7 protein-coding genes are annotated in these 6,195 nt (G+C 47.5%); 6 read left to right on the top strand and 1 reads right to left on the bottom strand.

What is annotated here, in order from left to right:
* Positions 1 to 138 precede the first annotated feature (138 nt).
* Both nuoN and ACTHS3_RS09850 read left to right on the top strand, forming a co-directional pair.
* Positions 139 to 1,581, top strand: a complete 1,443-nt coding sequence (gene nuoN, locus ACTHS3_RS09845) for an NADH-quinone oxidoreductase subunit NuoN (protein ID WP_004519130.1) — start codon at positions 139 to 141, stop codon at positions 1,579 to 1,581.
* A 220-nt stretch (positions 1,582 to 1,801) separates the two neighbouring features.
* Complete coding sequence (locus ACTHS3_RS09850) at positions 1,802 to 2,101, top strand: DUF2818 family protein (RefSeq protein ID WP_039861891.1); 300 nt, start codon at positions 1,802 to 1,804, stop codon at positions 2,099 to 2,101.
* A gap of 150 nt (positions 2,102 to 2,251) precedes the next feature.
* On the opposite strand, the gene ACTHS3_RS09855 is transcribed toward ACTHS3_RS09850, so the two are convergent.
* The gene (locus tag ACTHS3_RS09855; RefSeq protein WP_224783379.1) at positions 2,252 to 2,857 is read right to left on the bottom strand and encodes a hypothetical protein; all 606 of its coding nucleotides are present in this window, start codon (positions 2,855 to 2,857) and stop codon (positions 2,252 to 2,254) included.
* 532 nt (positions 2,858 to 3,389) lie between these two features.
* Between ACTHS3_RS09855 and frr the strand changes: the two genes are divergently transcribed.
* The 4 genes from frr to ACTHS3_RS09875 form a co-directional block, all read left to right on the top strand.
* Positions 3,390 to 3,947, top strand: coding sequence for a ribosome recycling factor (gene frr, locus ACTHS3_RS09860; protein WP_004519127.1), 558 nt, complete (start codon positions 3,390 to 3,392; stop codon positions 3,945 to 3,947).
* Positions 3,948 to 4,004: 57 nt separating this feature from the next.
* Positions 4,005 to 4,751, top strand: a complete 747-nt coding sequence (locus ACTHS3_RS09865; RefSeq protein WP_004519126.1) for an isoprenyl transferase — start codon at positions 4,005 to 4,007, stop codon at positions 4,749 to 4,751.
* A 5-nt stretch (positions 4,752 to 4,756) separates the two neighbouring features.
* The gene (locus ACTHS3_RS09870; RefSeq protein ID WP_049335758.1) at positions 4,757 to 5,551 is read left to right on the top strand and encodes a phosphatidate cytidylyltransferase; all 795 of its coding nucleotides are present in this window, start codon (positions 4,757 to 4,759) and stop codon (positions 5,549 to 5,551) included.
* Positions 5,552 to 5,584: 33 nt separating this feature from the next.
* The coding region (locus ACTHS3_RS09875) for an SIMPL domain-containing protein (protein WP_440367861.1) at positions 5,585 to 6,195 on the top strand (611 nt) is incomplete at its 3' end.

Here is a 6,195-nt window from a genome sequence, read left to right on the forward strand (position 1 = left end):
GAATTTGCGATTTTGGCGATTTTGGCGGTTGCTGTTTTGGGCATGGGTCTGTATCCGCAAGCGTTTATCGAAGTGGTGCATCAAGCGGCAAACGATTTGATTGCCCATGTAGCACAAAGCAAGATTTGAGGTGTGTAAATGAACTGGTCTGATTTGAATTTAATGCCCGCCATGCCCGAAATCGTGCTGCTTGCGCTATTGGGTGTCGTATTGCTGGCAGACTTGTGGATTTGCGATAAAAGCCGCTATCTGACCCATCTGATGAGTTTGGGAACGGTCATCATCGTGGCCGTCACCCAATTGGCGGTATGGGAGCAGGGTAGTGTCGATGCCTTTCACGGTATGTATATTGCAGATGGCATGTCCCGTTTGGCAAAACTGGTGCTGTATGCGCTGACGTTTGGTCTGTTTATTTACAGTAAACCGTACAACCAAGACCGCCAAATCTTTAAAGGCGAGTTTTACACCCTGTCATTGTTTGCCCTGTTGGGTATGAGCGTCATGGTCAGCTCGGCACATTTCTTGACTGCGTATATCGGTTTGGAATTGTTGTCTTTGTCGCTGTACGCCATGATTGCCCTGCGCCGCGACTCCGGCCGCTCTGCCGAGGCCGCGCTGAAATACTTCGTATTGGGCGCGTTGGCCTCCGGTTTGCTGCTCTATGGTATTTCTATGGTTTACGGCGCCACCGGTTCCCTTGATTTTGCTTCCGTCTTGGCTTCTGCTTTCAATGAGCAGGCCAATGAATGGTTGTTGAAATTGGGTATGGTATTTATCGTAGTCGCCATTGCATTTAAATTGGGTGCGGTTCCATTCCATATGTGGGTACCCGATGTGTACGATGGTGCGCCGACCTCTGTTACCGCCTTTGTGGGTACGGCTCCGAAAATCGCCGCCGTTGTCTTTGCGTTCCGTATCCTTGTTACCGGTATGGGTACCATACATTCAGACTGGGCGCCGATGTTGGCCATTCTTGCCGTTGCTTCTTTGGTGGTCGGTAACCTTGCCGCCATCATGCAAACCAATATCAAACGTATGCTTGCCTATTCTACCGTATCGCACATGGGCTTTATCCTGTTGGCGTTTATGGCAGGCGCAGTCGGCTTTACTGCAGGTTTGTATTACGCCATTACCTATGCTTTGATGGCGGCAGTCAGCTTCGGTGTTTTGATGGTATTGTCCACCAAAGACATTGAATGTGAAAACATCAAAGACCTCGCAGGCCTTAACCAACGCCATGCATGGTTTGCCTTCCTGATGTTGCTGTCTATGTTCTCCATGGCGGGTATTCCGCCGCTGATGGGCTTCTACGCCAAATTCGGCGTGATTATGGCTCTCTTGAAACAAGGCCATGTTTGGTTGTCCGTATTTGCCGTCATCATGTCGCTGATTGGTGCGTTCTACTACCTGCGCGTGGTCAAAGTCATCTACTTCGATGCACCTGATCATGACCAGCCGGTCGGCAGCAACTATGCCGCCAAATTTGTCCTGACGGTCAATGCCTTCCTACTGCTCCTGTGGGGTATCATGCCGCAAACCGTTATCGACTGGTGTGCCAAAGCATTGATAAATACCCTGTAAGCTTCAAACAAAACCAACGGCGGCTGTTCCAAAGCCGCCGTTTTTGTTAGGATTCGCATTCGGATGAAATATACCCAAAGTTCAGACGGCCTCAAGCCTTTGAGCAATCATCAAGCGGGCATCATCAAGATATTGAATATTCCACGGATAATAATGGGCAAGAATGCCCATTTAACATGTTAAAATCACACACAGGCCGTCTGAAAACAGAAAGACCATCATGACCGCATCCATGTACATTCTTTTGTTGTTGGCACTTATCTTTGCCAACGCACCATTTATTACCACCAAATTCTTCGGCATCGTCGCCCTGAAACGCAAACATATCGGCCATCACTTGATCGAATTGCTGGCAGGTTTCCTTCTTACCGCGATCCTCGCCTATATCCTCGAATCGCGAGCTGGTGCCGTACATGCCCAAGATTGGGAGTTTTACGCGACCGTTGTCTGCCTCTACCTGATTTTTGCTTTCCCATGCTTTGTATGGCGTTACTTTTGGAATGAGAGAAATAGAGAGTAGGATTTGAATTAGGAAAAGGCCGTCTGAAAGATTTTCAGACGGCCTTTTTATATCAAGTAAGGATTGTTTTAGGGATGAGCTTTGGAACATTGACCTGGAGTTGCCATATTCAGTTTCATAATGGCAGCTTTGGCAACATCTTCAGAAATTTCAGTTACTGCCGGTATGGGTATTGGCTGTTTCTGGTAACAAGAAACCTTTGTTTTGCAAGTCACCTAAGCAATTAACAACAATATCTTTAGTTACAGAGATAAATGCCTGATCCAGATTACTATGGGGAGTCAGCTCTTTGGGTGTGGAGGTTAAACCAATAGTAGTCACAATAGCGTGATTAAATTCGGAACGGTTTAATTCTTTTTTGCCATCTGAGTAGCTACAGTAGAATTGATAGTAATCCTGAACTGTACTGCCTGCTAATCCGAAAGTCAGACCTGTTTTTATACCGTTACCTACTGCACCACCAATATTGGCGATATTGTTGGCATGGATTTTCAGGCTGTTTTGGGCTTGCGGGTCTACTGTTACAATCTTTGTTCCGTTTAGTGCAATTTTGGCAGCTTTTGTTAGAGCCGGATTTACTTTAGGGAAAGATTTACCATTACGCTCGAACTCTCCCTCTAAACGTATAGGATAAGGTTGATTTGGTACTTTCAAATCACTTTGTTTATATTTTTGATATTCGGTTGAAGTATAGGGATGTGGTACAACACAGGCAGAAAGCGCTAATGCTGAGCATAGGATGAGTAATTTGTTCATAGATATTCTCCAGTTAATTTGCATTTATCTGTTTGTTTTCAGGTGAATTAAATAACGTATTCGAATAAAACCAATTATAACGTAATACAGTTTTTATACAAATTTTGCAAACTAAATGTGAAAATTTGCATGGGAAGGCAGGTTGTTATATTGGATCTACCTTGCGAACTTCATTACTTTAGAGAGAAGGTTTCCGATAGTGATGGTAGATGTCGAGGGCAAGTTAACTTTAATTACCAAGAGTACAACTGTGAGCTTTTGAGTTATTAAGATTAGATTTCGATTGAAAATGATAGGGAGATTTCAGTTTGGGTCAGTTGGTAAATAAATTAAGCCAAAAGGCCGAGTTGATGTAGTTGCTTGAAACAATAAAGGTCGTCTGAAAGATTTTCAGACGGCCTTTATTTTGTTTGATGTTAAATATCGGTTAGAAAACAAGGCTGTTGGGGCGTAAAGCCTTGTCGTGGGGGCGGTTTAACGGTACTATTCTCGGTTAATTCTGTTTTATTCCTATGAAATTGAAAGTATTAAGATGATTAATGATATTCAAAAGACAGCTGAAGGCAAAATGCAGCGTTCTCTGGAAGTATTGAAAGACAATTTGGCTAAAGTACGTACCGGCCGTGCGCATACCGGCCTGCTCGACCAAGTGGAAGTGGAATACTGGGGCAGCATGGTACCTGTGAGCCAAGTGGCGAACGTGACGCTTTTGGATGCGCGTACGATCGGTGTGAAACCTTTCGAGAGCAATATGGCTTCAAAAGTTGAGAAAGCGATCCGTGATTCCAACTTGGGCCTGAACCCTGCTTCTGTCGGTGATTTGATCCGTGTTCCAATGCCTATGTTGACTGAGGAACGCCGTAAGGATCTGATCAAAGTGGTACGCAGCGAGGCAGAAGAGGGTCGTGTGTCTATCCGCAATGTGCGCCGTGATGCAAACGACCACATCAAAAAACTGTTGAAAGACAAAGAGATTTCTGAAGATGAAGCACGCCGTGGCGAGGAAGCGGTTCAGAAGTTGACCGACAAATACATTGCTGAGGCAGACAAGCTCTTGGCTGCCAAAGAAGAAGATTTGATGGCGATTTAATCCTGTGTGCAAACCGTTCAGACGGCCTTTGGACGGTTTGCTCCCTGAAAGGCAGACATGAAAAGCAGTACGCAGACGATTTTGGAACACTCTGCCATCCCCCGACATATTGCTGTGATTATGGACGGCAACGGACGTTGGGCAAAGAAGCGTTTTCTTCCCCGTGTGATGGGGCATAAGCGCGGCTTGGATGCGCTGGAGAACATGGTGAAGCATTGTGCTGAATTGGGTGTGCGGTATTTGACCGTGTTTGCTTTTTCGACTGAAAACTGGCGACGCCCCGAGGAAGAGGTTTCTTTTCTGATGGGGCTGTTTTTGCAGGCTTTGCAAAAGCAGGTGCGCCGTTTGCACGATAACAATATGCGCTTGAGAGTCATCGGCAGCCGTGAGCGGTTTAATGCTGAAATCCTGAAGGGGATTGAGGCGGCAGAAGCGTTGACGGCAAACAATACCGGTTTGACTTTGAGCATTGCCGCCGATTATGGCGGCCGCTGGGATATTTTGCATGCGGCAAATCAGTTGATTGCCGAGGGTGCAACTGAGATTACGGAAGAGGCGTTGTCGCGTTATTTGATGTTGGGCGATGCACCCGAGCCGGATTTGTTTATCCGAACCGGTGGCGAGACGCGCATCAGTAATTTCCTGCTGTGGCAGATGGCGTATGCGGAATTGTATTTTACGGATACGCTGTGGCCTGATTTTAATGAGAAATCGTTGAACGAGGCGATTGTTTCGTTCCAAAAACGGGAGCGCCGCTTCGGGCGGACTTCCGAACAGCTGCCGGTTGAGCAGCAACGGGGTTGAGAACTATGTTGAAACAACGAATTTTAACGGCGCTGTGGCTTTTGCCGCTGATGCTGGGTATGCTGTTTTATGCACCTATGTGGCTGTGGGCTGCGTTTTGCGGCCTGATTGCCATGCTGACTTTGTGGGAATATGCCCGCATGAGTGGCTTGGACAAGCTGAAAATCAACCATTATTTGGCTTCAACGCTGGTGTTCGGCGTGATTGCCTATGCCGGCGGTTGGCAGTTGCCTGATTTGGTTTGGTATGTCGTATTGGCGTTTTGGCTGATTGTCATGCCTTGGTGGCTGAAAGCAAAATGGAAGTTAAACGGCGGCTGGCAGGCTTACACAGTCGGTTGGTTGTTGGTGATGCCGTTTTGGTTCGCACTGGTTTACCTGCGCCCTCAGCCTGAAGACGCGCTGTCTTTATTGGCGATTATGGGTTTGGTGTGGGTGGCCGATATTGGTGCATATTTCTGCGGCAAATCGTTTGGCAAGCGCAAAATTGCGCCGACCATCAGTCCGGGTAAAAGCTGGGAGGGTGCGATCGGCGGCGCATTATGCGTTGCCGTGTACATGACCATCGTATGGAAAGCCGGTTGGCTGGCTTTTGAAGCCGGTTGGTTCAAAACGATTTTGATCGGCTTGATTCTGACCGTTGTCAGCGTGTGCGGCGATTTGCTGGAAAGCTGGCTCAAACGTGCGACCGGTATCAAAGACAGCAGTAATCTGCTGCCGGGACACGGCGGCGTGTTCGACCGTGTGGACAGCCTGATTGCCGTTATCAGCATTTATGCCACCTTTGTATATTTGTTTTAAACCGCCTGTCTCATATGGTTGGGGGAGCTGATTATGTCCGAACAAAAACAGATTTCATCTTTATCGATCTTGGGCGTATTGTTGGCACTCGGATTGATGGCTGCAGCGTTTATTTTGGGCGTGCAGTTTAAGAATCTGCGTCAGCCGGGGACGATTACCGTAAAAGGTTTGGCGGAGAAAAACTTCCAATCCGACAGCGCAACGTGGAATACGGGCGTGAACGCGCACGGCGAGAGCTATCAGGAAGTTTTGGATTTACTGACGGCAAGACGCAAGAAGCTGTCTAAGTTTTTGGGTGAGCAAGGCTTTACGGCGGCTGAAATGAAAGTGGGTCTGCCTGAAGTGTCGCGCGTCTTCAATGAAACCCGCGACGAATTAGGCAACGTAACCCGCACGCCCAACGGCTACGATGGCGACCTCAATATTGTGGTCAACACCAAAAAATTGGACAAAATCCAAGCCGCCCAGCGTGCCATTTTGAATTTCCGTGCGCAAAACGAATTTATCCGCTTCGACAATCCGCAATATTTGTTGGGCAATTTGGAAACCATCAAACGCGATTTGATTACGCAGGCGACTGAGGATGCGCAGAAACGCGCGGCCGAATTTGCCAAAACCGGCGGCGGCAAAGTGGGTGCCATGCG

The sequence above is a fragment of the Neisseria sp. P0009.S007 genome (assembly GCF_051962515.1).

What these genes read in the sequence shown, in the direction of transcription:
- nuoN (WP_004519130.1), top strand. Translation starts at nt 139, where the DNA reads ATGAACTGGTCTGATTTGAATTTAATGCCCGCCATGCCCGAAATCGTG.
- ACTHS3_RS09850 (WP_039861891.1), top strand. Translation starts at nt 1,802, where the DNA reads ATGACCGCATCCATGTACATTCTTTTGTTGTTGGCACTTATCTTTGCC.
- ACTHS3_RS09855 (WP_224783379.1), bottom strand. Translation starts at nt 2,857, where the DNA reads ATGAACAAATTACTCATCCTATGCTCAGCATTAGCGCTTTCTGCCTGT.
- frr (WP_004519127.1), top strand. Translation starts at nt 3,390, where the DNA reads ATGATTAATGATATTCAAAAGACAGCTGAAGGCAAAATGCAGCGTTCT.
- ACTHS3_RS09865 (WP_004519126.1), top strand. Translation starts at nt 4,005, where the DNA reads ATGAAAAGCAGTACGCAGACGATTTTGGAACACTCTGCCATCCCCCGA.
- ACTHS3_RS09870 (WP_049335758.1), top strand. Translation starts at nt 4,757, where the DNA reads ATGTTGAAACAACGAATTTTAACGGCGCTGTGGCTTTTGCCGCTGATG.